Genomic DNA, 23,020 nt, shown 5'->3' with positions numbered 1-23,020 from the left:
CAGTACGAGGCTCTACGCCCGGCACGGCGAGAGCACGCACCTGACGCCGCGAGGCCGCCCTCCGGGCGACGACGGGAATTGTCAGACAGGCCCTACCGGACCTGGAGAGCCTTCGCGTAGCAGAGGCTCTCCTCGTGGAAGCGGTAGTAGCCGAACTTCGTGCACGGCTCGTACCCGCTGGACAGGTACAGGGCCACGGCCTCCGGCTGCTTGGTGCCGGTCTCCAGCACCATCCGGGTCCGGCCCGCCGCGCGGGCGTCCTCCTCCAGGGCGGCCAGGATGCGGCGGGCCACCCCGCGGCCACGCACCTGCTCGATGACGAACATCCGCTTCAGCTCGGCGTCCCCGTCGAGGTTCCCCTCGTCGTTGGCGTCCTGGCCGCGCCAGCCGCCCGAGGCGACCGGGGCCCCGCTCTCGTCGTACGCGACCAGGTAGAGGCCGTTCGGCGGCGCGAAGTCCGACGGGTCGAGCTGCGTGGCGTCGCCGCCGTCGCCGTAGCGGAGGTCGTACTCGGCCTGGACCTCGTCGTTGAGCTTGACGGCGTCGGGGTGGTCGAAGGCGACCCGGCGTATGTTCATGCTACCTACCGTATATTAATGCGAGATCCGGGATCGGGGCACCGTCCAGTGTGCCGGTATCGTGCCCTGGTGCTCACCGTGACCTCCGTGAATGTGAACGGTCTGCGCGCCGCCGCGAAGAAGGGCTTCGTGGAGTGGCTCGCCGACACCGCCGCCGACGTGCTGTGCCTCCAGGAGGTGCGGGCCGAGCCCCAGCAGCTGCCCGAGCACGTCCGTACGCCCGACGGCTGGCACGTCACGCACGCGCCGGCCGCCGCCAAGGGCCGGGCCGGCGTCTCCCTCTACACCCGCCGCGAACCCGACGCCGTCCGCGTCGGCTTCGGCTCGGCCGAGTTCGACGGCAGCGGCCGCTACGTCGAGGCCGACCTGCCCGGTGTGACGGTCGCCTCCCTCTACCTCCCCTCCGGCGAGGTCGGCACCGAGCGCCAGGACGAGAAGGTCCGCTTCATGGGCGAGTTCCTCGCCTACCTCAAGGAACTGCGCGAGCGCGCCGCCGCCGAGGGCCGCGAGGTCGTCGTCTGCGGCGACTGGAACATCGCCCACCGCGAGGCCGACCTGAAGAACTGGCGCGCGAACAAGAAGAACTCGGGCTTCCTGCCGGAGGAACGCGACTGGCTGAGCCGCGTCCTCGACCCGGCGGAGGGCGGCTACGTGGACGTCGTACGCGCGCTGCACCCGGACACCGAGGGGCCGTACTCGTGGTGGTCGTACCGGGGGCGGGCCTTCGACAATGATTCGGGATGGCGCATCGACTACCACCTCTCCACCCCGGGGCTGGCCGCCAGGGCCGTCAAGGGGTACGTCGAGCGGGCCGCCACGCACGCCGAGCGCTGGTCCGACCACGCGCCGGTCACGGTGGTCTACGAACGCTGAGGATCCTCCGGGCGGGACTGCTCCGACCGCTGCCGCGTTCGCCGGTCCAGGGCCAGGGACAGTTCCGCCTCCACCACGCTGCGGGCCAGGGGGCGCAGGCGGTGGAGGTCCTGTTCGGGGGCGTGGCGGAGGATCAGGGCGGTGAAGAGTTCGGCGAGGGCGTCGGCGTGTTCGCGGACGCGGGCGCCGGCCTGGAGGACCTCGGCGAGCGGTATGCCCTCGCGGACCAGGGCCGAGGAGACCTCCAGCAGGCGGTGGCTGATGTGGACGAGTTCGTCGCCGTCGGTGCCCAGGTAGCCGAGGTCCATCGCGGCGGCGAGGTTCTCGGGGGTGACCTCGCCCTCGAAGCGGGCGGCGAGTTCCTCGGGGGTGAGGCGGACCGGGGTCTCCTCGGTGGGTTCGCCGAGGCCGAGCAGGTCGCCGACGTCGCGGCCGTGGTCGAAGGCGTCGGCGAGTTCCGCGATGCCGTTCAGGGTGTGGCCGCGTTCCAGGAGCGCCGCGATGGTGCGCAGGCGGGCCAGATGGTGGTCGTCGTACCAGGCGATGCGGCCCTCGCGGCGGGGCGGCGGGATCAGTTTGCGTTCGCGGTAGAAGCGCAGGGTGCGCACCGTGATGCCGGCCAGTCCGGCCAGTTCCTCCATGCGGTACTCACGCTTCTCGGTCACGTGACCGACCTTAAGTCGTACCGCCGGTAACTTTCCTTCGCGGGACCCCTACCCATGAGTACGGAGCTGTTCTACTCTCCCATTGCGCCAGTGTTCACTGGCATGGTTCCAGACGGTCCAGGCTAAGCGTGGAGGCTCCGGGATGGCCGAGCACGAGCAGGTTCAGGAACACGTACGGGTGGCGGTGATCGGGTCCGGCTTCGGCGGGCTCGGGGCCGCCGTGCGGCTGCGGCGCGAAGGGATCACGGACTTCGTCGTACTGGAGCGGGCGGGGAGCGTCGGGGGGACCTGGCGCGACAACAGCTATCCCGGCTGCGCCTGCGACGTGCCGTCCCACCTGTACTCCTTCTCCTTCGCGCCCAACCCCGAGTGGCCGCGCACCTTCTCCGGGCAGGAGCACATCCGCGCCTACCTGGAGCACGTCACCGACACCTTCGGGCTCCGTCCCCACCTCCGCTTCGACTCGGAGGTGAAGCGGATGGCGTGGGACGGCGAGCAGTTGCGGTGGGAGATCGAGACGGCGAGCGGGAACCTCACCGCCGACGTCGTCGTGTCCGCGACCGGGCCGCTGTCCGACCCCAAGGTCCCGGACATCCCGGGACTCGACTCCTTCCCGGGCAAGGTCTTCCACTCCGCCCGCTGGGACCACGACCACGACCTCACCGGCCAGCGCGTCGCCATGATCGGCACCGGCGCCTCCGCCATCCAGATCGTGCCGGCCGTCCAGCCGAAGGCCGGCCGTCTCACCCTCTTCCAGCGCACCCCGGCCTGGGTGATGCCCCGCATGGACCGGGCGATCAGCGGCGCCGAGCGCGCCCTGCACCGGGCGGTGCCCGCCACCACCAAGGTGCGGCGCGGGCTGCTGTGGGGCATCCGGGAACTCCAGGTGCAGGCCTTCACCAAGCACCCCGACGAGCTGGGCTTCATCGAGCGGATCGCCAAGCGCAACATGGGCGCCGCGATCAAGGACCCGGAGCTGCGCGCCAAGCTCACCCCCGACTACCGCATCGGCTGCAAGCGGATCCTGCTGTCGAGCAGCTACTATCCGGCGCTCGCCCAGCCCAATGTCGATGTGGTCGCCAGCGGGCTCAGCGAGGTGCGCGGCTCCACGCTGGTGGCCGCCGACGGCACCGAGGCCGAGGCAGACGTGATCATCTTCGGCACCGGCTTCCACGTGACCGACATGCCCATCGCCGAGCGGGTCGTGGGCGCGGACGGGCGGACCCTCGCCGAGACCTGGAAGGGCGGCATGGAGGCGCTGCGCGGCGCCTCGGCGGCGGGCTTCCCCAACTTCATGACGGTCATCGGGCCCAACACCGGCCTGGGGAACTCGTCCATGATCCTGATGATCGAGTCCCAGCTGAACTACATGGCCGACTACCTGCGCCAGATCGACGTCCTCGGCGGCCGCACCGCCCTCGACGCCCGCCCGGCCGCCGTGCGGAACTGGAACCACCGGGTGCAGGAGCGGATGAAGCGCACCGTGTGGAACACCGGCGGCTGCACCAGCTGGTACCTGGACGCGAGCGGCCGCAACACCACCGTCTGGCCCGGTACGACCGCCGAGTTCCGGCGGGCGACGCGGCGCGTGGACCTCGCGGAGTACGAGGTGCTGCGGTCGCCCGCCGCCCGGCCCGCCGGCGACGCCGAGCCGGTCTCCGAGGTGAGCGCGTGAGCCGCCTGCTGCGTGACGCCGACGGCCGGTACGCCCCGCCCGTCCCGGCCCGCGAACTGACCGTCACCGCCGCCGACGGCGCCCGGATCCACGTGGAGGTGCACGGCTCCGAGGGGGCGCCCGCGGTCGTGCTGGCGCACGGCTGGTGCTGCTCGACCTCCTTCTGGGCGGCGCAGGTCCGCGAACTGGCCGCCGACCACCGGGTGATCGCCTACGACCAGCGCGGCCACGGCCGCAGCCCGGCGAACCCGGCGTACGGCACCGAGCCGCTCGCCGACGACCTGGAAGCCGTCCTGGAGGCGACGCTCGCGCCGGGTGAACGGGCGGTGGTCGCCGGGCACTCGATGGGCGGGATGACGGTGATGGCCGCGGCGACCAGGTCCGCGGTGCGCGAGCACGTGGCGGCCGTTCTGCTGTGCAGCACGGGCAGTTCGCGGCTGGTGGCGTCCGCCACCGTGGTGCCGCTCGGGGAAGGCCGGGTGCGCACCTGGCTGACCCGGCGGATCCTCGGCTCCCGGGCGCCGCTCGGGCCGGTCACGCCGCTGGCCCGGCGGATCCTCAGGTACGGGACGATGGGCCCCGGTTCGGGCCCGGACATGATCGAGACCTGTGCCCGCATCGTGCACGCCTGCCCGCGCCGGGTCCGGCACGGCTGGTCGCGGGTGCTCGACCTGCTCGATCTCGACCACGGTGTACGGGAGTTGCGGATGCCGGTGGAGGTCGTGGTCGGTACCGCCGACCGGCTGACCCCGCCCGTGCAGGCCCGGTCGCTGGCCGCCGCGCTGCCCAACTGCGTGGGCCTCACGGAGCTGGAGGGGCTCGGCCACATGACGCCGGTGGAGGCGCCGGAGCTGGTCACCGGCAAGATACGGGCGCTCGCCGCCGCCCACATACCCAGCGCACGCAGCGAGCGTGCCGTACACGCCGAGGAGAGCGCATGAGCAGGGTGAGCCTGGAAGGACGGGTCGCCGTCGTCACCGGAGCGGCGCGGGGTGTCGGGGAACTGCTGGCCCGCAAGCTGTCCGCGCGCGGCGTGAAGGTGGCGCTGGTGGGGCTGGAGCCCGACGCGCTCAAGCAGGTCTCCGCCCGGCTGCACAGCGAGAGCGAGCACTGGCACGCCGACGTGACCGACCACGAGGCGATGGCCCGGGTCGCGGCCGAGGTCAAGGAGCGCTTCGGCCGGATCGACATCGTCGTCGCCAACGCGGGTGTGGCCAGCGGCGGTCCCTTCGTCGACTCCGACCCGGAGTCCTGGCGGCGGGTGATCGAGGTCAATCTGGTCGGGTCGGCGGTGACGGGCCGCGCCTTCCTGCCGGCGCTGCTGGAGAGCCGTGGCTACCTGCTCCAGATAGCCTCGCTGGCCGCGATCACGCCCGCGCCGATGATGTCCGCGTACTGCGCGTCCAAGTCCGGTGTGGAGGCGTACGCGCACAGCCTGCGCGGCGAGGTCGGGCACCGGGGTGTGAAGGTCGGTGTCGGCTACCTCTCGTGGACCGACACGGACATGGTGCGCGGCGCCGACCAGGACGACGTCATGCGCGAGTTGCGGCAGCGGCTGCCCTGGCCGTCGAACAAGACCTATCCGCTGGGCCCGGCGGTCGACCGGCTCGTGGAGGGCATCGAGCGCCGCTCCGCGCACGTCTACGGCCAGTGGTGGCTGCGCGGCATGCAGGGCATGCGCGGCTACCTGCCGTCCCTCGTCGGGACCGTCGGGCAGCGCGAGATGCGGCGGTTCGGGGACCGGCTGAACGGCGTCCGCATGGGGCTGGTCGGGGCGGGCGGAGCGGCCGACGAACAGGGCCGGTCAGGGGCGACTACGGTCCGTAAGTGATCGACATGCGCACGGTCACGGCTCGTGTGAATCTGATCGAGCGCCCGGCCGAAGCGGTCGGGCCCGATCATCCAGGAGTGAACCCACATGGGTATGAAGGACCAGTTCCAGGACAAGGCCGAGCGCATGCAGCAGCAGGGCAAGCAGCAGGGCAAGCAGCGGGCCGAGCAGGCGAGGGACCAGTTCCAGAACCGCGACCGCCGTCGCGACGAGGACGAGATGGACCCGTCCTCGCGTCGCCGGGAAGCGGAGGACCGCTTCGAGGAGCGCGACAACGCCTGATCCGTCGCCGCTGAGTGAAGGGGCGCCCCCCGTCGTACGGGAGGCGCCCTTTCTCATGTCCCAGCTGCCGTTCCCCGGCGCCATGTCCCGGCGGCCGGGCCCCGGTTCTCACTCCCGGGGCGGCAGCGGCGGACGGGATCGGTCCGGTACGTCCGCGTAACCGGGCGGCGTCGCGGGCGGGTTGGTCTCCAGCAGCTCCAGCGCCAGCCGCACCGCCTCGTCAAGGACCGGGTAGCGGCCCTCGGCCCAGTCCAGGGGGGTGCGCAGGGCCTCGACGTCGGGGGCGACGCCGTAGTTCTCCACGGACCAGCCGTACGCGTCGAACCAGGCCGCGTTCATCGGCACCGTGATCACCGTGCCGTCGCCGAGGCGGTGCCGGCCGGTCATGCCGACCACGCCGCCCCAGGTGCGCTGCCCGACGACCGGGCCGATGCGCAGCAGCTTGAACGCGGCGGTGATCATGTCGCCGTCGGAGGACGTGGCCTCGTCGGCGACCGCGACGACCGGGCCGCGCGGCGCGTTGGACGCGTACGACACGGGCTGGGCGTCGCGGGTGAGGTCCCAGCCGAGGATGGTGCGGGTGAGCTTCTCGACGACGAGTTCGCTGATGTGTCCGCCGGCGTTGCCGCGCACGTCCACGATCAGCGCGGGCCGGGACACCTCCATGCGCAGGTCGCGGTTGAACTGGGCCCAGCCGGAGCCGCCCATGTCGGGGATGTGCAGGTAGCCGCACCGTCCGCCGCTCAACTCGCGGACGACCTCGCGGCGTTTGGACACCCAGTCCTGGTAGCGCAGGGGGCGTTCGTCGACCAGCGGTACGACGGCGACCCGGCGGGAGGGTCCCTCGGCGTCCCCGGCGGGCGCGAAGGCCAGCTCCACCGTCGTACCGCCCGCCCCCGCCAGCAGCGGATACGGGCCGGCCGCCGGGTCCACCGGGCGGCCGTCCACGTGGGTCAGCACGGCCCCCTCGCGGATGCCCGTGCCGGCCAGCGGGGAGCGGGCCCTGGAGTCGGAGGAGTCGCCGGGCAGGATGCGCTTGACCACCCAGTGGCCGTCCCGGCAGACGAAGTTGGCGCCGAGCAGGCCCTGCCAGCGCTGGTAGTGCGCCGGGCCCTCGTTGCGCCGGGCGGCGGCGACGTAGGCGTGGGAGGTGCCGAGTTCGCCGAGCACCTCGCGCAGCAGGTCGGCGAACTCGTCCGGCGAGGCGACCCGTTCGAGCAGCGGACGGTACTGGTCGAGGACGGCGTCCCAGTCGATGCCGCACATGCCGGGGTCCCAGAAGTAGGCGCGGATCAGGCGGCCCGCCTCGTCGTAGGCCTGGCGCCACTCGGCGGGCGGGTCGACCACGTGCAGGATGCGGCGGAGGTCGATCCAGGTGGTCGAGTCGCTGTCGCCGGCCTCGGTGGCGGGCACCGCGCGCAGGTCGCCCTCGTCGAGCACGACCAGGCGGGTGCCGTCGCCGCTGACCCGGAACCAGTCGAGGTGGTCGACCAGTTCGGACTTCTTGGCCTTGGCCAGGCCGAAGTGCTCCAGGGTGGGCCGCTCGCTGGGGTCGGCCGGGTTGGCGAAGGTCTCGCCGAGCGCGCCCGAGATCGGCCAGCGCAGCCAGACCAGGCCGCCCCCGGCGACCGGCTGGAGCGCCGAGTACTTGGAGGCGGTGACCGGGAAGGGGGTCACCCGGCTCGCCAGGCCCTCGACCTCGACGGTGACCGCGCCGCCCTCGCCGGGTTCGTCCTCCAGCGGGTCCAGACCGCCGGCGGCGGGGCGGCCCTCGGGGTTGAGGGCGAAGGGGGAGGGGGTCGCGGAGGACAGGGGGACCAGGTAGGGGCGGCAGCCCAGCGGGAAGGAGAGGTCGCCGGTGTGCACGTCGTACACCGGGTCGAAGCCGCGCCAGGAGAGGAAGGCGAGGTAGCGGCCGTCCCGGGTGAAGACGGGGTTCTCGTCCTCGAACCGTCCGTCGGTCACGTCGACGACGAGCGGGTCGTGCCCGTTCTGCCCGTTGATCCGGGCCATCTTGATCTGGCGCAGCGAACGTCCGATGCCCGGGTGGGACCAGGTGAGCCAGGTCCCGTCGGGGGAGAAGGCGAGGTCGGTCACGGGTCCGTTGACGGACCGGATCAGCTCGGTGACGCGGCCTGTGGCGGTACCGGTGCCGCCGGCGTCCCGCGCCGGGCCGGCCCCGCTCTCCGGGGCACCGGCTCCCACCGGTGTGCCGGCCGCAACGGAACCGCCGGCTCCCGCCGGGCTGTCGGCTCCCGCCGGGCTGTCGGCTCCCGCCGGGCCGTCGGCTCGTTCCGGGCTGTTGGCTCCTTCCGGTCGGTCGGTCGCAGCCGAGCCGTCGGTCCCGGCCGCCTCTTCGGCGCTACCCGCCCCCTCGGCCCCACCCGCCCCTTCGGTGGCCCGCGTCGTGTCCTCCGCAGGGCTCCCCACACCCCGCGCGTCCAGCGCCCCCGCGTCCTCCTCCGCGACGTCGAGCAGCAGCAGCCGGCCGTCGTGGGAGGCGACGGCGAGGCGGTCGCCCGCGGGGTCCGAGGCCAGCTCCAGGATCCGGCCGAGCCCTCCGGTGGCCGCCCGCCGGGCCGCACGGCCCCCGGTCGCCCGGGGCAGGTGGGCGATCTCCACGGCGTCCTCGCCCGCCGCGTCCGTCACGTACGCGATCCGGCCGCTCTCGCCGAGCATCTCCGGCAGCCGCACCCGTACGCCCGGGGTGTCGGCGAGGGTGCGGGCGGGGCCGTCGCGGTGGGTGAGCCAGTACAGGCTGCCCCGGACGACGACGGCGCTCGCGCGGCCCGTCTCGTCGACGGAGATGCCGCCCACGTTCTGGGCGGCGGGCACCTGGTACGTACGCCGCCCCGCGCGCGGCCCGCTGAGGCGCACGTCGAGCCGGCGCGGCACCGAGCCGGACGCGAGGTCGTCCACGATCCACAGGTCGCCCGCGCACTGGTACACCACCCGGGTGCCGTCGCTCGCGGCGTTGCGGGCGTAGAACGCGTCGTGGTCGGTGTGGCGGCGCAGGCCGGTGCCGTCGTGGGCGCAGGAGTAGAGGTTGCCGACGCCCTCGTGGTCGGAGAGGAAGGCGATCCGGTCGCCGACGAACATGGGGGCGGCCAGGTGCCCGCCGAGGTCGGGCAGGAGCCGCTCCCCGTGCAGCCAGAGCCGGCCCGTGGCGCCGCCCCGGTAGCGCTTCCAGGCGGCGGGTTCGTGCGGCGGGGTGCCGGTGAGCAGCAGGGTCCGGCGTTCCCCGTCGAGGTCGGCGGCCTGGATGTCGGTGACCGGGCCCCAGGGCAGTTTGCGGCCGGGGTCGCCGTCGGGGCCGACCTTGTAGGCCCAGGTGAGGTGGGAGAAGGGCTCGCCGTGCGAGGCGACGGCGAGGACGGCGGTGGTGCCGTCGGGATCGGGCGGCGACCAGCCGCAGACCCGGGTGTCGAGACCGCCCCAGTGGGTGAGCTGCCGACCGGGGCCGCCGTCCACCGGCACCAGGTGGACCTCCGGCACCAGGCTGCGCCAGCTGGTGTACGCGATGTGCCGGCCGTCGGGCGAGAAGCGCGGGTGGCCGGCCTTGGTGCGGTCGACGGTGAGCCGCCAGGCGCGGCCCGGACCGTCGAGGGACGCGAGCCACAGGTCGTCCTCTGCCACGAAGCAGAGCTGGTCGCCACTGAGGTGCGGAAGGCGCAGATAACTCACCCACCCCATGCTTTTCCGGGCTCCGGGTACCGGCAACTTATGGCGAGCCGACAACCGTGACCCAGAACACGAACGAAACCGTTTCGTTTCGTTAGCGGGCGGGGTACATTCGTCGTGTACGAAACGGTGTCGTTCTGACAGAGTGGACCGGAGAGGGGTGAGCGGGATGACCGAGGCAGCCACGGCGCGTCGGCGTCGGATCACTCCCGAGCGCGAGGCCGAGCTGTACGAGGCCGTGCTCGACCTGCTCCGGGAAGTCGGGTACGACGCTCTGACCATGGACGCCGTCGCGTCCCGTACGCGGTCCAGCAAGGCGACGCTCTACCGCCAGTGGGGCGGCAAGGCCGAGCTGGTCGTCAAGGCCATCCGGCACAACAAGCCCGGTGAGATCGGCGACGTCGACACCGGCTCGCTCCGCGGCGACCTGCACGCCGTGATAGCCCGCGAGGACGACTGCACCATGGAACAGAACTCCGCGCTGATGCGCGGCGTCGCCATGGCGCTCCACCAGAACCCGGACCTGCGACAGGCGTTCCGGGACCAGCTCATCGAACCCGAGATGGCGGAGTTCCGGCGGGTGCTGCAACGCGCCGTCGACCGCGGCGAGATAAGACCGGACTGTCCGGCTCTGGACTTCCTCGTCCACATGATGGTGGGCGGCTTCGCCACCCGCACGCTGCTGGACGACCAGCCGCCGACCCGGGACTTCCTCGCCTCCTACATCGACGCCGTGATCCTCCCCGCCCTCGGCGTCTCCACCACTGACACGTCTGGCACGTCTGACACGTCCCTGTAGCCGACCCCTCGGCTGCGACCCCCTGCTGAGCCCCATCTGACGTCACCGCTCACGTCGTCGGGCCGTTGCCCCCTGCCCCGAAGTTCCCACGACCTGACCGGGAGTACGCCCCCGTGGCCACGTTCCTCTACAAACTCGGACGGCTCGCCTTCCGCCGACGGCACTTCGTCGCCCTGATCTGGGTGGCCCTGCTGACGCTCGCCGGCGTCGGCGCGGCCAGTGCCCCGCCCGCCGGCAGCACGTCCTTCTCCATCCCCGGAACCGAGGCCCAGAAGGCCTTCGACCTGCTGGAACAGCGCTTCCCCGGCCAGAGCGCCGACGGGGCGACGGCACGCGTCGTCTTCAAGGCACCGTCCGGCGAGAAGATGACGGACGCCGGGAACAAGGCGGCCGTCGAGAAGACCGTCGACGAACTGGCGGACGGCAGCGAGGTCGCCTCGGTCGCCGACCCGTACACCGGCAACGCCGTCAGCAAGGACGGCACCATCGCCTACGCGTCGGTGCGCTACGACGTCTCCGGCATGGAGCTGGAGGAGTCCACCAAGCACGCCCTGGAGGACGCCGCCGAGCAGGCGCGGGAGTCCGGGCTGACCGTCGAGGTCGGCGGTGACGCGCTCCAGGCCGTACCGGAGACCGGCGCCACCGAGATCATCGGCATCGCCGTCGCCGCGGTCGTCCTGGTCATCACCTTCGGCTCGCTGGTCGCGGCCGGGCTGCCCCTGCTCACCGCCCTGATCGGGGTGGGCATCGGCGTCTCCTCGATCACCGCGCTGGCCAGCGCGCTGGAGCTGGGCTCGACCACCTCCATCCTGGCGATGATGATCGGCCTCGCGGTCGGCATCGACTACGCCCTGTTCATCGTCTCCCGCTACCGCGCCGAACTCGCCGAGGGGCGTGAGCGCGAGGACGCGGCGGGCCGGGCGGTCGGCACCGCGGGCTCCGCGGTCGTCTTCGCCGGCCTCACCGTCGTCATCGCCCTGGTGGGCCTGGCGGTCGTCAACATCCCGATGCTCACCAAGATGGGCATCGCGGCGGCCGGCACCGTCGCCATCGCGGTCCTGATCGCCCTGACGATGATCCCCGCACTGCTCGGCTACGCCGGACGCCGCGTCAAGCCGGCCGGCGCGAAGGGCGGGTTCCTGGGCCGTCGCCGGCGCGGCGGGAAGGACGGGGCCGAGAAGGAGACCGGGCCGGCCAAGGCCAACCTGGGCACCCGCTGGGCCAGCTTCGTCGTCCGCCGCCCGCTGGCCGTCCTCCTCCTCGGCGTGATCGGCCTCGGCGCCGCCGCGATCCCCGCCTCCGACCTGGAACTCGGCCTGCCCGACGACGGCTCCCAGCCGACGTCCACGACCCAGCGCCGCGCCTACGACCTGCTCTCCGAGGGCTTCGGACCGGGCTTCAACGGCCCCCTGCTGGTCGTGGTCGACGCCAAGGGCAGCGACGCCCCGAAGAACGCCTTCACTCAGGTCTCCGACGAGATCGAGGGCCTCGACGGTGTCGTGGCGGTGACCCCGCCCGCCCCCAACAAGGGCGGCGACACGGCGACGATCAGCGTGATCCCGGACTCCAAGCCGTCCTCCGTGCAGACCGAGGACCTGGTGCACGCCATCCGCGACGCGGGCGGCGACATCGAGGCGGACACCGGCGCGCAGACCCTGGTCACCGGCTCGACAGCGATGAACATCGACGTCAGCGAGAAGCTGAACGACGCGCTGCTGCCGTACCTGGTCCTCGTCGTCGGCCTGGCCTTCCTGCTGCTGATCGTGGTGTTCCGCTCGATCCTGGTCCCGCTGAAGGCGGCGCTCGGCTTCCTGCTCTCCGTCATGGCGGCGCTCGGCGCGGTCGTCGCGGTCTTCCAGTGGGGCTGGCTGTCCGGCCTGATGGGCGTCGAGGAGACCGGCCCGGTCATGTCGATGATGCCGATCTTCATGGTCGGCGTGGTCTTCGGCCTGGCCATGGACTACGAGGTCTTCCTGGTCACCCGCATGCGTGAGGCCTACGTCCACGGGGAGAAGCCCAGCCAGGCGGTCGTCACCGGCTTCAAGCACGGAGCCAGGGTCGTCACCGCCGCCGCGGTCATCATGATGGCGGTCTTCGCGGGCTTCATCGGCTCCAGCGAGTCGATGGTCAAGATGATCGGCTTCGGCCTGGCGATCGCCGTCTTCTTCGACGCCTTCGTCGTCCGCATGGCCCTCGTCCCGGCGGTGCTCGCGCTGCTCGGCAAGAAGGCCTGGTGGCTGCCGAAGTGGCTGGACCGCGCCCTGCCCAACGTGGACGTCGAGGGCGAGGGACTGCGCACGGCCGACGAGCGGGGCTCCGGCCCCGACGAGGACCGGGAACTGGTGCGCACCTGACCCGCCACCTCTGACAGGAGGACAGCAGACCAGCCGGTGAGGGCTCCGTGGGGACGGGGCTGCCCTCACCGGCTTCCTCCGTACCGGGGCCCTACGGGGCCCGCCCAGCGCGCCGCGGAACCAGGTCGCATGCCGGCTACACGTACCGCTACCGTGCCGTCCATGACCACCACCGACGACGCCTCCGAAGCCTCCGCCGCCCACCCCCGCTTCGCCGAGGCCCTGCACGGACTCGGCCTCGGCGACCTGGCCGCGCGGGCCCGGCGCTTCCCCGAGGCCACGCGTACCGCCACCGAGGCCGCCGCCGCGATCGGGTGCGAGCTGAGCCAGATCTGCAAGTCCCTCATCTTCGCCGCCGACGGCGTGCCCGTCCTGGTCCTCATGGACGGCGCCTCCCGCGTCGACCTGGAGCGCGTCCGGGAGGAACTCGGCGCGGAGAAGGTCACCCGGGCCAAGGCCGACGTCGTACGGGAGACCACCGGCTACGCGATCGGCGGCGTCCCGCCCTTCGGGCACCGCAACCCGACCCGCGTCCTGGCCGACCGTTCGCTCCTCGCCCACGAGGTCGTCTGGGCCGCCGCAGGCACCCCCTACGCCGTGTTCCCGATGGCGCCCAAGGACCTCGTCACCACCGCCGGCGCCGCTCTCGTGGACGTGCGCGAGCGCTCCGCGTGACCCCTCTGGTCACCGGCGCCGTCCTGTTCGCCGCGATCACGCACGCGAGCTGGAACGCGATCGCCCACCGGATCACGGACAAGCTCACCGGCTTCGCGCTGATATCCGGCGGCGGGATGCTCATCGGCCTCGCGCTGCTGCCGTTCACGGCCTTCCCGAGGGCCGCGGCCTGGCCGTACCTCCTGGTCTCCGCCGTTCTCCACATCGCCTACTACGCCCTGCTGATGCGGTCCTTCCGGCTGGGCGACTTCGGCCAGGCCTATCCGATCGCCCGCGGCACCGCGCCCCTGCTGGTCACCGTCCTCGCCGCCGTCTTCGTCCACGAGCTGCCGGACCGCTGGGCGACCGCCGGGGTCCTGCTGGCCTGCGCCGGACTGACCGGCGTCGCCCTGTGGGGGCTGCGCGGACGCCGGCCCGACTGGACGGCGATCGGCGCGGCCCTCGCCACCGGCGTGAGCATCGCGGCGTACACGGTCGTCGACGGGCTCGGCGTCCGCGCCTCCGGGTCCTCCCTCGGCTACGTCGCCTGGCTGATGGCGGTGCAGGGGACGGTCCTCCCGGCCTACTTCCTCCACCGCCACCGTGCCGGTGCCTGGGCGCTGCTGCGGCCCCTGGCCGGCCTCGGACTGGCCGGCGCGGTGCTCTCCGTCGGCGCCTACGCACTCGTCCTGTGGGCGCAGACCCGCGCCGAACTCGCGCCGATCGCCGCCCTGCGCGAGTCCTCGATCCTGGTCGGCGCGGCGATCGGGGCCCTCTTCTTCAAGGAGCGGTTCGGGGCGCCCCGGATCGCGGCCGCGGGGCTCCTGGTCGTCGGGATCGGGCTGATGCTGCACACCGGATAGCCGGGATGGTGCGCGCGGCGGCCGGCAGGCGCACCCTGGAAGCAGGTCTTCCGGAGGTGATCCTCATGATGCACACCGCAGTGGGATGGCACGTCGAGATGGAGTTCATGGAGGACGGCCGGCACACGCGGGCGGTCGCGATGGTGCGGCTCCCCGACGGCACCGAGGTCCGCGCGCACGGCCACGCCAGCCGGCACCGGATCGACTCCCAGCAGCCACGGGTCGGTGAGGAGGTCGCGGGGGCCCGCGCGTTGAACGAGCTGGCGATGCAGCTGCTCACCAAGGCGCACGACGAGATCGACGCGGCGTCGGGGCGGACGTCGCACCCCATTCACGTCTGAATTCACGTCTGAGGGGTGTCCACGTCCGGTCCGGTCCGCCGCAGCGACTCCCGTACCGCGCGCACCAGCGCCTGTGCCCGCGGGTCCGCCGTCACCGTCTTGCGGAAGCCGTTGGTGACGTAGCCGAAGGCGACACCGGCCTCCGGGTCGGCGAAGCCGAGGGCGCCGCCGCGGCCCGGGTGGCCGAAGGAGCCGGGGGACAGGAGCGGCGAGGCGCTGCCGTGCAGCATGTAGCCGAGGCCGAAGCGGGTGCCCACGACCAGCACCCGGTCCGGCCCGGCGGACTCCTCGGCCCGGGCCCGCTCCATGGTCGCCGGGTCGAACAGCCGCACCCGGCGGGTCACCCCGTCCACGTCGCCGATCAGCGCGGCGTAGAAGCGGGCCAGCCCGTCGGCGGTCGCGATGCCGTTGGTCGCCGGGAGGGCGGCCGCGCGGTAGGCCGGGTCGTTCTGGTCCGGGAAGGGCGTGATCGCGGCGAAGGCGCGGCGGGTGAGGGAGCCGGGGTCGGCGTAGGCCTCGGTGACGGCGCGTTTGGGGCGCAGCCGCGGGCCGTTCCCGGACCCGTTCCCGGACGGCCCCGGGTCGGGCTCCTCCAGCCGCCCGACCCGCCCGGCCCGGCCCGCCGCCTCCTCCGCGGCCGGCAGTCCCACCCACAGGTCGAGTTCCAGCGGCCGGGCGATCTCGTCCGCGATCCACTCCCCGGCGCCCCGCCCGCCCGTCACCCGCCGGACCAGCTCGTCCAGCAGCCAGCCGTAGGTCAGCGCGTGGTAGCCGTGGTCGGTGCCCGGCTCCCAGACGGGCGCCTGGGCGGCGACGGCCCGGGGGCCGCGCAGCGGGTCGAGGGCGTCCTCGGGGCTGAGCGGGCGGTCCAGGGCCGGCAGCCCCGCCCGGTGGTTCAGCACGTGCCGGACCAGCACGCGCTCCTTGCCGTGCGCCTTGAACTCGGGCCAGTACTCGCCCACCGGCGCGTCCAGGTCCAGCTCCCCGCGCTGGTGCAGCAGGAGCGGTACGGCGGCGGCGACGCCCTTGGTCGCCGAGCGCACGACCTGGGCGGTGCCCCGGCGCCAGGGTTCGGTGCCGTCGACGTCGCGGGTGCCGCCCCACAGGTCGACGACCTTGCGCCCGTCCCGGTAGACGGCGACCGCCGCGCCCCGGTCGCCGAGCGCCGCGAAGTTGCCCGCGAACGCGTCCCTCACCGGCTCGAAGCCCTCGGCCACTGTGCCGTGCACGTCCACGCCCACCTCTGTACGTCCCTTCCGTTCGCCCGCGACAGTCGGTGCAACCGCCACCGACCGCCGGTGATTCCTCAGCCGCCCGTCGACACGGACCGCGGGTCGAAGCCGAAGGGCAGTTCCAGCCGGTGGGCGCGCATCAGCGCCTCGTCGGAGAGCAGGCCCGCGGTCGGGCCGTCCGCCGCGATCACGCCGTCGCTGAGGATCAGGGCGCGGGGGCACAGCTCCAGCGCGTAGGGGAGGTCGTGGGTGACCATCAGGACCGTGACGTCCAGGGAGCGCAGGATGTCGGCGAGTTCACGGCGGGAGGCCGGGTCGAGGTTGGACGACGGCTCGTCGAGGACCAGGATCTCCGGCTCCATGGCGAGCACCGTCGCCACCGCTACCCGGCGCCGCTGCCCGAAGGACAGGTGGTGCGGGGGCCGGTCCTTGAACTCGGCCATGCCGACCAGCGCCAGCGCCCGGTCCACGCACGCCTCCAGCTCCGGCCCCTTCACCCCGGCCGCCGCCGGTCCGAACGCCACGTCCTCGCGCACGGTCGGCATGAAGAGCTGGTCGTCGGGGTCCTGGAAGACGATGCCGACCCGGCGCCTGATCTGCGCCATGTTCGGCTTGTCCACGGGCAGCCCGGCGACGGTGACCGTGCCGGCGCCGCCGGTCAGGATGCCGTTGAGGTGCAGGACCAGGGTCGTCTTGCCCGCGCCGTTCGGCCCGAGCAGCGCGACCCGCTCGCCGCGGGCGACGGAGAAGTCGACGCCGAACAGGGCCTGGTGCCCGTCGGGGTAGGCGTAGGCGAGGCCGGAGACGTCGAGGGAAGCGGTCACAGGGTCCATCCCAGCAGACAGACGACGAGCGCCGCACCCGGGAGGGCCAGCGCGTACGACCACTGCGCCCGGGACGCGGTCACCTCGTCGATGACCGGCATGGAACCGGCGTAGCCGCGGCTGACCATGGCCAGGTGGACGCGCTCGCCGCGTTCGTAGGAGCGGATGAAGAGCGCGCCCGCCGACTTGGCGAGCACGCCCCAGTGCCGGACGCCGCTCGCCTCGAAGCCGCGCGACTGGCGGGCGATCCGCATCCGCCGCATCTCGTCCGCGATCACGTCCCCGTACCGGATCATGAAGGTCGCGATCTGCACCAGCAGCGGGGGGAGCCGCAGCCGCTGGAGGCCGAGCAGCAGGGAGCGCAGCTCGGTGGTGGAGGCGAGCAGTACGGAGGCGGCGACGCCCAGCGTGCCCTTGGCCAGCACGTTCCAGGCGCCCCAGAGGCCGTTCACGCTCAGCGACATGCCGAGCACCTCGACCCGCTCGCCCTCCGCCACGAACGGCATCAGCACCGCGAACGCCACGAAGGGCACCTCGATCAGCAGCCGCCGCAGCAGGAAGCCGGCCGGGACGCGGGCCGCGTACGCCACCACCGCGAGCAGCAGCGCGTAGAGGCCGAAGGCCCACATCGCCTCGCGGGGCGTCGACACGACGACGACCACGAAGGCGAACGTGGCGGCGAGTTTGGTGTGCGGGGGCAGGCCGTGCACGGGGGAGTTCCCGTGCCGGTAGAGCCGGTGCGCGTGCCCTGCGCCCATGTCAGACCGTGCTGTCGGTGTTCGTGTCCGTGTTCGTCGGCGAGGCGTCGTCGCTGCGGCGCCTGCGTACCGCCCAGAACACCGCGCTGCCCGAGACGACCGTGACGCCGACGCCGATCACGCCCGCGAGGCCGCCGGAGACACGGGCGTTCGCGATGTCCTCGACGCCGTAGTCGGCGAGCGGGGAGTCGGCGTTCGCCTGCTCCTCGGCCTTCTCGTCGATGCCCTTGTCGGAGGCGACCTTCTCCAGGCCGTCGGGGTTGGCGGAGGCGTAGAAGCTGACGAACCCGGCGAGGACGAGGGAGGTGACGAGACCGGTGATCCACAGCTTGCGGTGCGAGCGTGCGGCGGGGGCGGGAGCCGGCTCCGCGCCGGGGGCGTCGACCAGCTCGCCGTTCACGCGCAGCTTGAGCCGCTGCCGGAGCCCGCGCGCCCCGTACACCAGGTCGGGGCGGACGGCGATCACGGCGCCGACGGTCAGCGCGGTGATCGCGGCCTCGCCGATGCCGATCAGCACGTGCACGCCGACCATCGCGGTGGCGACCTTGCCGATGGCGATGTCGGTGGTGCCGCCGATCCAGTACAGGAAGGTGAAGGCGAGGGCGGCGGCCGGCACCGAGACGAGGGCGGCGACGAAGGAGGCGACGGTGACCGAGCGCCGGGTGCGCGGCAGGACCTTCACCAGGCCGCGGAAGAGGGCGTAGGCGACGACCGTGGTGACGATCGCCATGTCCGTGATGTTCACGCCGAGCGCGGTCAGCCCGCCGTCGGCGAAGAGGATGCCCTGCATGAGCAGGACGACGGAGACACACAGGACGCCCGTGTAGGGGCCCACCAGGATCGCGGCGAGGGCGCCGCCGAGCAGATGTCCGCTGGTCCCCGCCGCGACGGGGAAGTTCAGCATCTGCACCGCGAAGATGAAGGCCGCGACCAGCCCGGCCAGCGGCGCCGTCCGCTCGTCCAGCTCCCTGCGCGCGCCGCGCAGGCTCACCGCGACGGCGCCGGCGGCGACGACGCCGGTGACGGCGGAGGTCGGGGCGTTGATGAATCCGTCAGGTACATGCACGGTTCGATGATAGGGACCAGTTGCGAGCGGTTCGCAAGAGCGAGGTAAAGGCTGATCTCACATGTGATATTCGGCCCGGAGGGCGTGAACGGGGAAATATGGGACATTGGAGTGGGGGTGGACGCACAGCTTTCGCACAGGTGGCAGAGCGTAAGGGGCATCCGATGTCCGTAGTCGAGCAGTACGCACGAGCCCACATCCTCACGGACGCGGACCTCCCCGGCCAGGACGACGGCGGAGCGATACCCGTCGTCCTGCGCTACGACCCCGACCGCGACCCGCGATCCGTGACGGTCGCGCTGCCCCCGCGGGGCCGCGCCCCCGGCATCCGGGAGTGGACCTTCCCCCGCGACCTGCTGGAACAGGGCCTGCGCGCCCCCGCCGGGACCGGCGAGGTGCGGGTGTGGCCGTGCGGCCGGGTGCAGGCCGTCGTCGAGTTCCACTCCCCGCAGGGCTGCTCGGTGGTCCAGTTCGAGACCAAGCCGCTCATCCGCTTCCTGCGCCGCACCCACACCGCCGCGGCGCAGCCGGTGGCCCACTGAGCCACCGGCCGCGTGTCCGGCCGCGCCGGCCGGTCAGCCGCTCGCCTTCAGCAGCGCCGCCACCAGCGGACCCGCGGTCTCGCCGCCGTGGCCGCCCTGCTGGACCACGCCCGCCGCGGCCACGTCGCCCCGGTACGCGGTGAACCAGCCGTTGGGCTGCTTCTGGCCGTCGACCTCCGCCGAGCCGGTCTTCGCGCCGACGTCACCGCTCACCCCGGCCATCGCCTCCGCCGCGGTGCCGTACGCCGCCGTGTAGGACATCAGCTCGCGCAGCTGCGCCAGCGTCCCCGCCGACATGGTGCGGGAGGCGGTGGCGAGTGCCCGTCCGTCGACCGAGGGGGCGACCAGGTAGGGCTGGTGGAAGCTGCCCGACTTCACGGTCGCCGACACCGACGCCATGTTCAGCGGGTTCATCCGCACCCCGCCCTGCCCGATCAGGGAGGCGCCCATCTGGGCGTCGCTCTGTACCGGGACCGAACCGTCGAAGGTGGACACGCCGACGGACCAGTTGTTCATCGACAGGCCGAACACCTCCTTGGCCTGGCGGGTCAGGTCGTCGTCCTTCAGCTTCGGGGCCTGGCTGATGAAGGCGGTGTTGCAGGAGCGGGCGAAGCTCGCCTTGAACGTGCCGTCCTTGATCTCGAACTTGTCGTCGTTCTGGAACTTCCAGCCGCCGTAGGTGAAGTACTTCGGGCACGGGTGCTTCTCGTCCATCGAGGCCAGGTTCTTCTCGATGAGCATCGAGGCCGTGACGACCTTCATCGTGGAGCCCGGGGCGAGGGAGCCCTGGAAGGCGGTGTTGAAGCCGTGGCCGCCGTTGGCGAGCGCGAGGACCTCGCCGGTGGAGGCGCGCAGCGCGACCACCGACGCGCGCTCCTTGCCCTCCACCTGCTTCTCGGCGGCCGCCTGGAGGGCGGGGTCCAGGGTGGTCTTCACGGTGCCCGGGGTGCCCTTGCTCAGCTCAAGCAGGGTCTTGTCGGCGGCCTTCGCCGCCTTCGACTCCTTGCCGCGGACCACGCGCAGTTCGATGCCGGGGGTGCCGCCGGCCTTCTCGCCGTACTTCTCACGCAGACTGTCCAGAGTGCTGCCGAGCGAGGGGTACTTCGCGGTGGTGATCTCCGCGCCGTCCCGGTCCAGGGCCTTGACGGGCGGATCCCCGGCCTCGCCGGTGACCAGCTTGTCGCCGTCCTTCAGCTCCGGGTGGACGACGGAGGCGTGCCAGTCGACGCGGGGTTCGCCGTCGCCGGCCCGGCGCACGACGGTCAGCGCGCTGTCGTACGCCAGTGGCGCGGTCGTCTTCCCGTGGGCGACCGTGCCCTGCACGGAGAACGGGACCTTCTCCCCGGCCGGGGCCCGCGGTGAGGGTGACGTCCTTGATCCGGGCGTCCTTGGCGTAGCCGGTGAGCAGGGCCTTCGCGGCCTCCGCGTCGTCGGTCGCGGCGGCGGCGCCGGCCGTGTCGCCCTGCTGCCACGCGGTCAGGAACCCCTGCGCCGTCGAGGTGATCTCGGCCGCCGTCAGGGGGCCCGACTTCACCTCGTCGGCCGCCGCGGACTTCGTCCTGGCGTCGTCCTCGGCGCCGGACTCGCCGCCGAACATCGCGTAGGCGCCGAACCCGGCACCGGCCACGACCACCGCGGCCACCCCACCGATCACGGCGGGTGCCGTCCTGCGCCGCTCGCCGGCGCCCCTTCTGCTGCTCACTGCGTCCCGTCCTCTTCGGCGCCCGGATCCCGGACCGCTCGGTGCCCTCGTTGCCTCATGCTTCCAACGACCCGACCACAGTAGGCGCATACACCGTGGCCGTTGCCCTCAGCCGCCCGCTCGTAGCACGTCCGCGACAATCGGGCCGGCCGCGTCGCCGCCGTGGCCGCCCTCCTCGGTCATCGCCGCCGCCGCGACGTCGTTGCGGAAGCCGGTGAACCAACTGTTGGACGTGGTCTGCCCATCGACCTCGGCCGACCCGGTCTTCGCGCCGATGTCGCCGCCGAGGCCGGCCATCGCCGGCCGGCCCGTGCCCTGGGTGGCGGTGAGCCGCATCATCTGCTTGAGCTGGGCCGCGGTGCTCTGCGGCAGGCCCTTGGCGGTGGCGAACTCGCGGTCGTCCAGGTCGCGGGAGACCAGGTAGGGCTGGCGGAACTCGCCGGTGATGGCGGTCGCCGTCACCGAGGCCATGTTCAGCGGGTTCATCTGGACCTCGCCCTGGCCGATGGCGTTGGCCGCGCGGTCCGGGCCGCCGGACGCGGGGACCCTGCCGTCGAAGGAGACGATGCCGGTCTGCCAGTCGTCCCTGCCCAGCCCGAAGCGCTCCTGGGCCTCCTGGGTCAGCGAGGAGTCCGAGAGCGGCTCCTCGTCGACGAGCTTGATGAACCCGGTGTTGCAGGACCGCATGAAGGTGTTGGCGAGCGTGGCGCCCTCGTTCGGCTCCATGCCGGTCAGGTTCTTGAAGGTCTGGCTCTGCCAGGTCGCCGTGTCGGGGCAGGGGGCGGGTTCGTTCATCGAGGTCACGCCGTTGTCGATGAGCATCGCGGCGGTGATGATCTTCATGGTGGAGCCGGGGGCGACGCGTCCCTGGAAGGCCGCGTTGAAGCCGTCCGCGCGGTGGTTGGCCACGGCCAGCACCTCGCCGGTGCTCGGCTTGACGGCGACCACGGACGACTCGTCGTACCGCGCGACGGCCTTCTCGGCCGCCGCCTGCACGCCCGCGCTGAGCGTCGTGCGCAGCTTGCCGGGCTCGCCCTTGCTGAGCGTCAGCAACGGGGAGTCCGGGGCCTCCTGGGCGGTGTGCCGGACCACCAGCTCGACGCCCGGGGAGCCGCCCGCCTCGGCGCCGTACCGCTCCCGGAGCGTGGCCAGGACCGGTGCGAGCGACGGATACTTCTCCTTCGTCAGCACCTCGCCGTCCCGCCCGACGGCCTCGATCTGAGGGGTCGCCGACTCCTCGGTGACCAGCGTGTCCCCGTCCTTCAGCGCGGGGTGGACGACGGACGGCTGCCAGTCCACCAGCGCCCGCCCGCTGGTCTCACCGCGTACGACCTTCAGGGTGCTCTGGTACGTCAGCGGTTTGGTCGTGCCCTCGTACGACACCTTCGCCTTCACGGTGAACGGCACGGACGCGCCGGCCGCGGCGGAGGGTGTGATCTCGACGCCGGAGATGTGCGCCTCCTCGCCGTAGGCCGTCAGCAGCGTCGTGGCGACCGAGGCGTTGTTCGTGTGCGACGCCGCCGTCGCCGCGTCGCCCTTCTCCCACGCCGCGAAGAACTTGCCGGCCGTCTCCTCGACCTCGTCCCCGCTGGGCGGCCCGCTCTTGACCGACGCCCCGGCGGCGCCGGACCCCCCGCCGCCGTCCAGCGCCGAGACAACGTTGTACGTGCCGTACCCGGCCCCGCCGACCATCACCGCGAACACGCCGCCTATGACGGCGACCTTCACCCCCCTGCCCATGGGCAGTCCCCTCCCCGATTCCCCGTTGCCAGCCTCCGCGCGCGCCGACTTGAACGCGTTCAGAAGCACTTGTGAGTCGCACTCTATGCGCAGGGCGTGACCGGCGGTACGAAAGTTTCCGGATGGTGGCCGAATGGAGATGAGGCGTGTTCAGATCCCGCCGTGTTCCCGGCCGTCCGGGCGTCCGGCGAACTCGCCGCACCCTGCCGGGTGGTGGTGGCTCACCCGCGCGGATGCGCTCGGCGGGCAAGTGATCGCGAGGGTGTGCATGGTGAGTCCATGAACACAACACCTCACCCCAAGAAGGCAGTTTCCCTCCGAGCCCGCGCACTCGTGGTGAGTGCCGCCGTGGGCGTCGCCTGCGTGGCGGGGGTGGCGACCGCCACGTCCGCCGTGGCCGCGACGCCCGCCACGACCGCCGCTCCGGCCTACGGCGGCGGCGGTGACGGGGACGAGTTCCAGTGCGGTAACGGCCTCCTCCCCATCCTCAACTTCTGCAACTGACGACGACCGACACCCAGCCGCAGGGCGGTCGGGGTGAGGGGCAGAGCCCGTCACCC

Annotated in this window: 20 protein-coding genes and 1 pseudogene; 12 read left to right on the top strand and 9 right to left on the bottom strand. The window is 72.7% G+C overall.

What is annotated here, in order from left to right:
- Positions 1-92: 92 nt before the first annotated feature.
- Positions 93-578 carry a GNAT family N-acetyltransferase gene (locus ACFW01_RS37290; RefSeq protein WP_384511142.1) on the bottom strand — a complete coding sequence of 162 codons (486 nt, stop codon included), beginning with the start codon at positions 576-578 and terminating at the stop codon, positions 93-95.
- 69 nt (positions 579-647) lie between these two features.
- Here ACFW01_RS37290 and ACFW01_RS37285 point away from each other — a divergent pair, with 69 nt between their 5' ends.
- Positions 648-1,451 carry an exodeoxyribonuclease III gene (locus tag ACFW01_RS37285; RefSeq protein ID WP_384511139.1) on the top strand — a complete coding sequence of 268 codons (804 nt, stop codon included), beginning with the start codon at positions 648-650 and terminating at the stop codon, positions 1,449-1,451.
- On the opposite strand, the gene ACFW01_RS37280 is transcribed toward ACFW01_RS37285, so the two are convergent.
- Positions 1,439-2,116, bottom strand: coding sequence for a MerR family transcriptional regulator (locus ACFW01_RS37280; protein WP_384511136.1), 678 nt, complete (start codon positions 2,114-2,116; stop codon positions 1,439-1,441). The two genes, ACFW01_RS37285 and ACFW01_RS37280, sit on opposite strands and share 13 nt — an antisense overlap.
- A gap of 142 nt (positions 2,117-2,258) precedes the next feature.
- Here ACFW01_RS37280 and ACFW01_RS37275 point away from each other — a divergent pair, with 142 nt between their 5' ends.
- From ACFW01_RS37275 to ACFW01_RS37260, 4 genes are all read left to right on the top strand, one after another.
- Positions 2,259-3,791 carry an NAD(P)/FAD-dependent oxidoreductase gene (locus ACFW01_RS37275; RefSeq protein ID WP_234957234.1) on the top strand — a complete coding sequence of 511 codons (1,533 nt, stop codon included), beginning with the start codon at positions 2,259-2,261 and terminating at the stop codon, positions 3,789-3,791.
- Positions 3,788-4,732 (top strand): alpha/beta fold hydrolase, encoded by a 945-nt coding sequence (locus ACFW01_RS37270; protein WP_384511133.1) that lies wholly within the window; start codon positions 3,788-3,790, stop codon positions 4,730-4,732. Before ACFW01_RS37275 ends, ACFW01_RS37270 begins: the two co-directional genes overlap by 4 nt.
- Positions 4,729-5,622, top strand: a complete 894-nt coding sequence (locus tag ACFW01_RS37265) for an SDR family oxidoreductase (protein WP_352155679.1) — start codon at positions 4,729-4,731, stop codon at positions 5,620-5,622. Before ACFW01_RS37270 ends, ACFW01_RS37265 begins: the two co-directional genes overlap by 4 nt.
- A gap of 87 nt (positions 5,623-5,709) precedes the next feature.
- On the top strand, positions 5,710-5,904 hold the full coding sequence (locus tag ACFW01_RS37260; RefSeq protein WP_234957237.1) for a hypothetical protein: 195 nt from the start codon (positions 5,710-5,712) through the stop codon (positions 5,902-5,904).
- A gap of 108 nt (positions 5,905-6,012) precedes the next feature.
- Here the strand turns inward: ACFW01_RS37260 and ACFW01_RS37255 are convergent, their stop codons facing one another.
- On the bottom strand, positions 6,013-9,597 hold the full coding sequence (locus ACFW01_RS37255) for a S41 family peptidase (RefSeq protein ID WP_384511129.1): 3,585 nt from the start codon (positions 9,595-9,597) through the stop codon (positions 6,013-6,015).
- A gap of 157 nt (positions 9,598-9,754) precedes the next feature.
- On the opposite strand from ACFW01_RS37255, the gene ACFW01_RS37250 reads away from it, so the two are divergent.
- The 5 genes from ACFW01_RS37250 to ACFW01_RS37230 all read left to right on the top strand — a co-directional run bounded on the left by ACFW01_RS37250 (position 9,755) and on the right by ACFW01_RS37230 (position 14,596).
- Complete coding sequence (locus ACFW01_RS37250) at positions 9,755-10,384, top strand: TetR/AcrR family transcriptional regulator (RefSeq protein ID WP_384511126.1); 630 nt, start codon at positions 9,755-9,757, stop codon at positions 10,382-10,384.
- A 113-nt stretch (positions 10,385-10,497) separates the two neighbouring features.
- Positions 10,498-12,738, top strand: a complete 2,241-nt coding sequence (locus ACFW01_RS37245; protein WP_384511123.1) for an MMPL family transporter — start codon at positions 10,498-10,500, stop codon at positions 12,736-12,738.
- A gap of 162 nt (positions 12,739-12,900) precedes the next feature.
- Positions 12,901-13,413, top strand: coding sequence for a YbaK/EbsC family protein (locus ACFW01_RS37240; RefSeq protein WP_234957241.1), 513 nt, complete (start codon positions 12,901-12,903; stop codon positions 13,411-13,413).
- The gene (locus tag ACFW01_RS37235; protein ID WP_384511120.1) at positions 13,410-14,255 is read left to right on the top strand and encodes an EamA family transporter; all 846 of its coding nucleotides are present in this window, start codon (positions 13,410-13,412) and stop codon (positions 14,253-14,255) included. Before ACFW01_RS37240 ends, ACFW01_RS37235 begins: the two co-directional genes overlap by 4 nt.
- Positions 14,256-14,320: 65 nt before the next feature.
- Positions 14,321-14,596, top strand: coding sequence for a DUF1876 domain-containing protein (locus ACFW01_RS37230; protein ID WP_234957243.1), 276 nt, complete (start codon positions 14,321-14,323; stop codon positions 14,594-14,596).
- A 2-nt stretch (positions 14,597-14,598) separates the two neighbouring features.
- On the opposite strand, the gene ACFW01_RS37225 is transcribed toward ACFW01_RS37230, so the two are convergent.
- The 4 genes from ACFW01_RS37225 to ACFW01_RS37210 form a co-directional block, all read right to left on the bottom strand.
- Positions 14,599-15,831, bottom strand: coding sequence for a serine hydrolase domain-containing protein (locus ACFW01_RS37225; protein ID WP_234957244.1), 1,233 nt, complete (start codon positions 15,829-15,831; stop codon positions 14,599-14,601).
- Between the two features lie 71 nt (positions 15,832-15,902).
- Positions 15,903-16,661, bottom strand: coding sequence for an energy-coupling factor ABC transporter ATP-binding protein (locus ACFW01_RS37220; RefSeq protein ID WP_161330693.1), 759 nt, complete (start codon positions 16,659-16,661; stop codon positions 15,903-15,905).
- Positions 16,649-17,410 (bottom strand): cobalt ECF transporter T component CbiQ, encoded by a 762-nt coding sequence (gene cbiQ, locus ACFW01_RS37215; RefSeq protein ID WP_384511115.1) that lies wholly within the window; start codon positions 17,408-17,410, stop codon positions 16,649-16,651. Before cbiQ ends, ACFW01_RS37220 begins: the two co-directional genes overlap by 13 nt.
- Before the next feature lies 1 nt (position 17,411).
- Positions 17,412-18,476 (bottom strand): energy-coupling factor ABC transporter permease, encoded by a 1,065-nt coding sequence (locus ACFW01_RS37210; protein WP_384511112.1) that lies wholly within the window; start codon positions 18,474-18,476, stop codon positions 17,412-17,414.
- Positions 18,477-18,640: 164 nt separating this feature from the next.
- Between ACFW01_RS37210 and ACFW01_RS37205 the strand changes: the two genes are divergently transcribed.
- Positions 18,641-19,018: an SsgA family sporulation/cell division regulator gene (locus ACFW01_RS37205; RefSeq protein WP_234957247.1), complete on the top strand. Its 378-nt coding sequence runs from the start codon at positions 18,641-18,643 to the stop codon at positions 19,016-19,018.
- A gap of 33 nt (positions 19,019-19,051) precedes the next feature.
- On the opposite strand, the pseudogene ACFW01_RS37200 reads toward ACFW01_RS37205, so the two are convergent.
- Positions 19,052-20,672, bottom strand: a pseudogene (locus ACFW01_RS37200) (penicillin-binding transpeptidase domain-containing protein).
- Between the two features lie 156 nt (positions 20,673-20,828).
- Positions 20,829-22,460 carry a penicillin-binding transpeptidase domain-containing protein gene (locus tag ACFW01_RS37195; protein WP_384511109.1) on the bottom strand — a complete coding sequence of 544 codons (1,632 nt, stop codon included), beginning with the start codon at positions 22,458-22,460 and terminating at the stop codon, positions 20,829-20,831.
- A gap of 279 nt (positions 22,461-22,739) precedes the next feature.
- Between ACFW01_RS37195 and ACFW01_RS37190 the strand changes: the two genes are divergently transcribed.
- A complete protein-coding gene (locus ACFW01_RS37190; protein ID WP_384511106.1) occupies positions 22,740-22,964 on the top strand; it encodes a hypothetical protein in 225 nt (74 codons plus the stop codon).
- Positions 22,965-23,020: the final 56 nt, after the last annotated feature.

Origin of the sequence: Streptomyces sp. NPDC058985 (assembly GCF_042740985.1) — a bacterium.
In the GTDB taxonomy this organism is placed as follows: Bacteria; Actinomycetota; Actinomycetes; order Streptomycetales; family Streptomycetaceae; genus Streptomyces.
Note: the sequence above shows the minus strand (reverse complement) of the source record. Positions and strands in the feature narration are given on the sequence as shown.

What these genes read in the sequence shown, in the direction of transcription:
- ACFW01_RS37240 (WP_234957241.1), top strand. Translation starts at nt 12,901, where the DNA reads ATGACCACCACCGACGACGCCTCCGAAGCCTCCGCCGCCCACCCCCGC.
- ACFW01_RS37260 (WP_234957237.1), top strand. Translation starts at nt 5,710, where the DNA reads ATGGGTATGAAGGACCAGTTCCAGGACAAGGCCGAGCGCATGCAGCAG.
- cbiQ (WP_384511115.1), bottom strand. Translation starts at nt 17,410, where the DNA reads ATGGGCGCAGGGCACGCGCACCGGCTCTACCGGCACGGGAACTCCCCC.
- ACFW01_RS37190 (WP_384511106.1), top strand. Translation starts at nt 22,740, where the DNA reads ATGAACACAACACCTCACCCCAAGAAGGCAGTTTCCCTCCGAGCCCGC.
- ACFW01_RS37195 (WP_384511109.1), bottom strand. Translation starts at nt 22,460, where the DNA reads ATGGGCAGGGGGGTGAAGGTCGCCGTCATAGGCGGCGTGTTCGCGGTG.
- ACFW01_RS37255 (WP_384511129.1), bottom strand. Translation starts at nt 9,597, where the DNA reads ATGGGGTGGGTGAGTTATCTGCGCCTTCCGCACCTCAGTGGCGACCAG.
- ACFW01_RS37230 (WP_234957243.1), top strand. Translation starts at nt 14,321, where the DNA reads ATGATGCACACCGCAGTGGGATGGCACGTCGAGATGGAGTTCATGGAG.
- ACFW01_RS37220 (WP_161330693.1), bottom strand. Translation starts at nt 16,661, where the DNA reads ATGGACCCTGTGACCGCTTCCCTCGACGTCTCCGGCCTCGCCTACGCC.
- ACFW01_RS37205 (WP_234957247.1), top strand. Translation starts at nt 18,641, where the DNA reads ATGTCCGTAGTCGAGCAGTACGCACGAGCCCACATCCTCACGGACGCG.
- ACFW01_RS37275 (WP_234957234.1), top strand. Translation starts at nt 2,259, where the DNA reads ATGGCCGAGCACGAGCAGGTTCAGGAACACGTACGGGTGGCGGTGATC.
- ACFW01_RS37250 (WP_384511126.1), top strand. Translation starts at nt 9,755, where the DNA reads ATGACCGAGGCAGCCACGGCGCGTCGGCGTCGGATCACTCCCGAGCGC.
- ACFW01_RS37290 (WP_384511142.1), bottom strand. Translation starts at nt 578, where the DNA reads ATGAACATACGCCGGGTCGCCTTCGACCACCCCGACGCCGTCAAGCTC.
- ACFW01_RS37265 (WP_352155679.1), top strand. Translation starts at nt 4,729, where the DNA reads ATGAGCAGGGTGAGCCTGGAAGGACGGGTCGCCGTCGTCACCGGAGCG.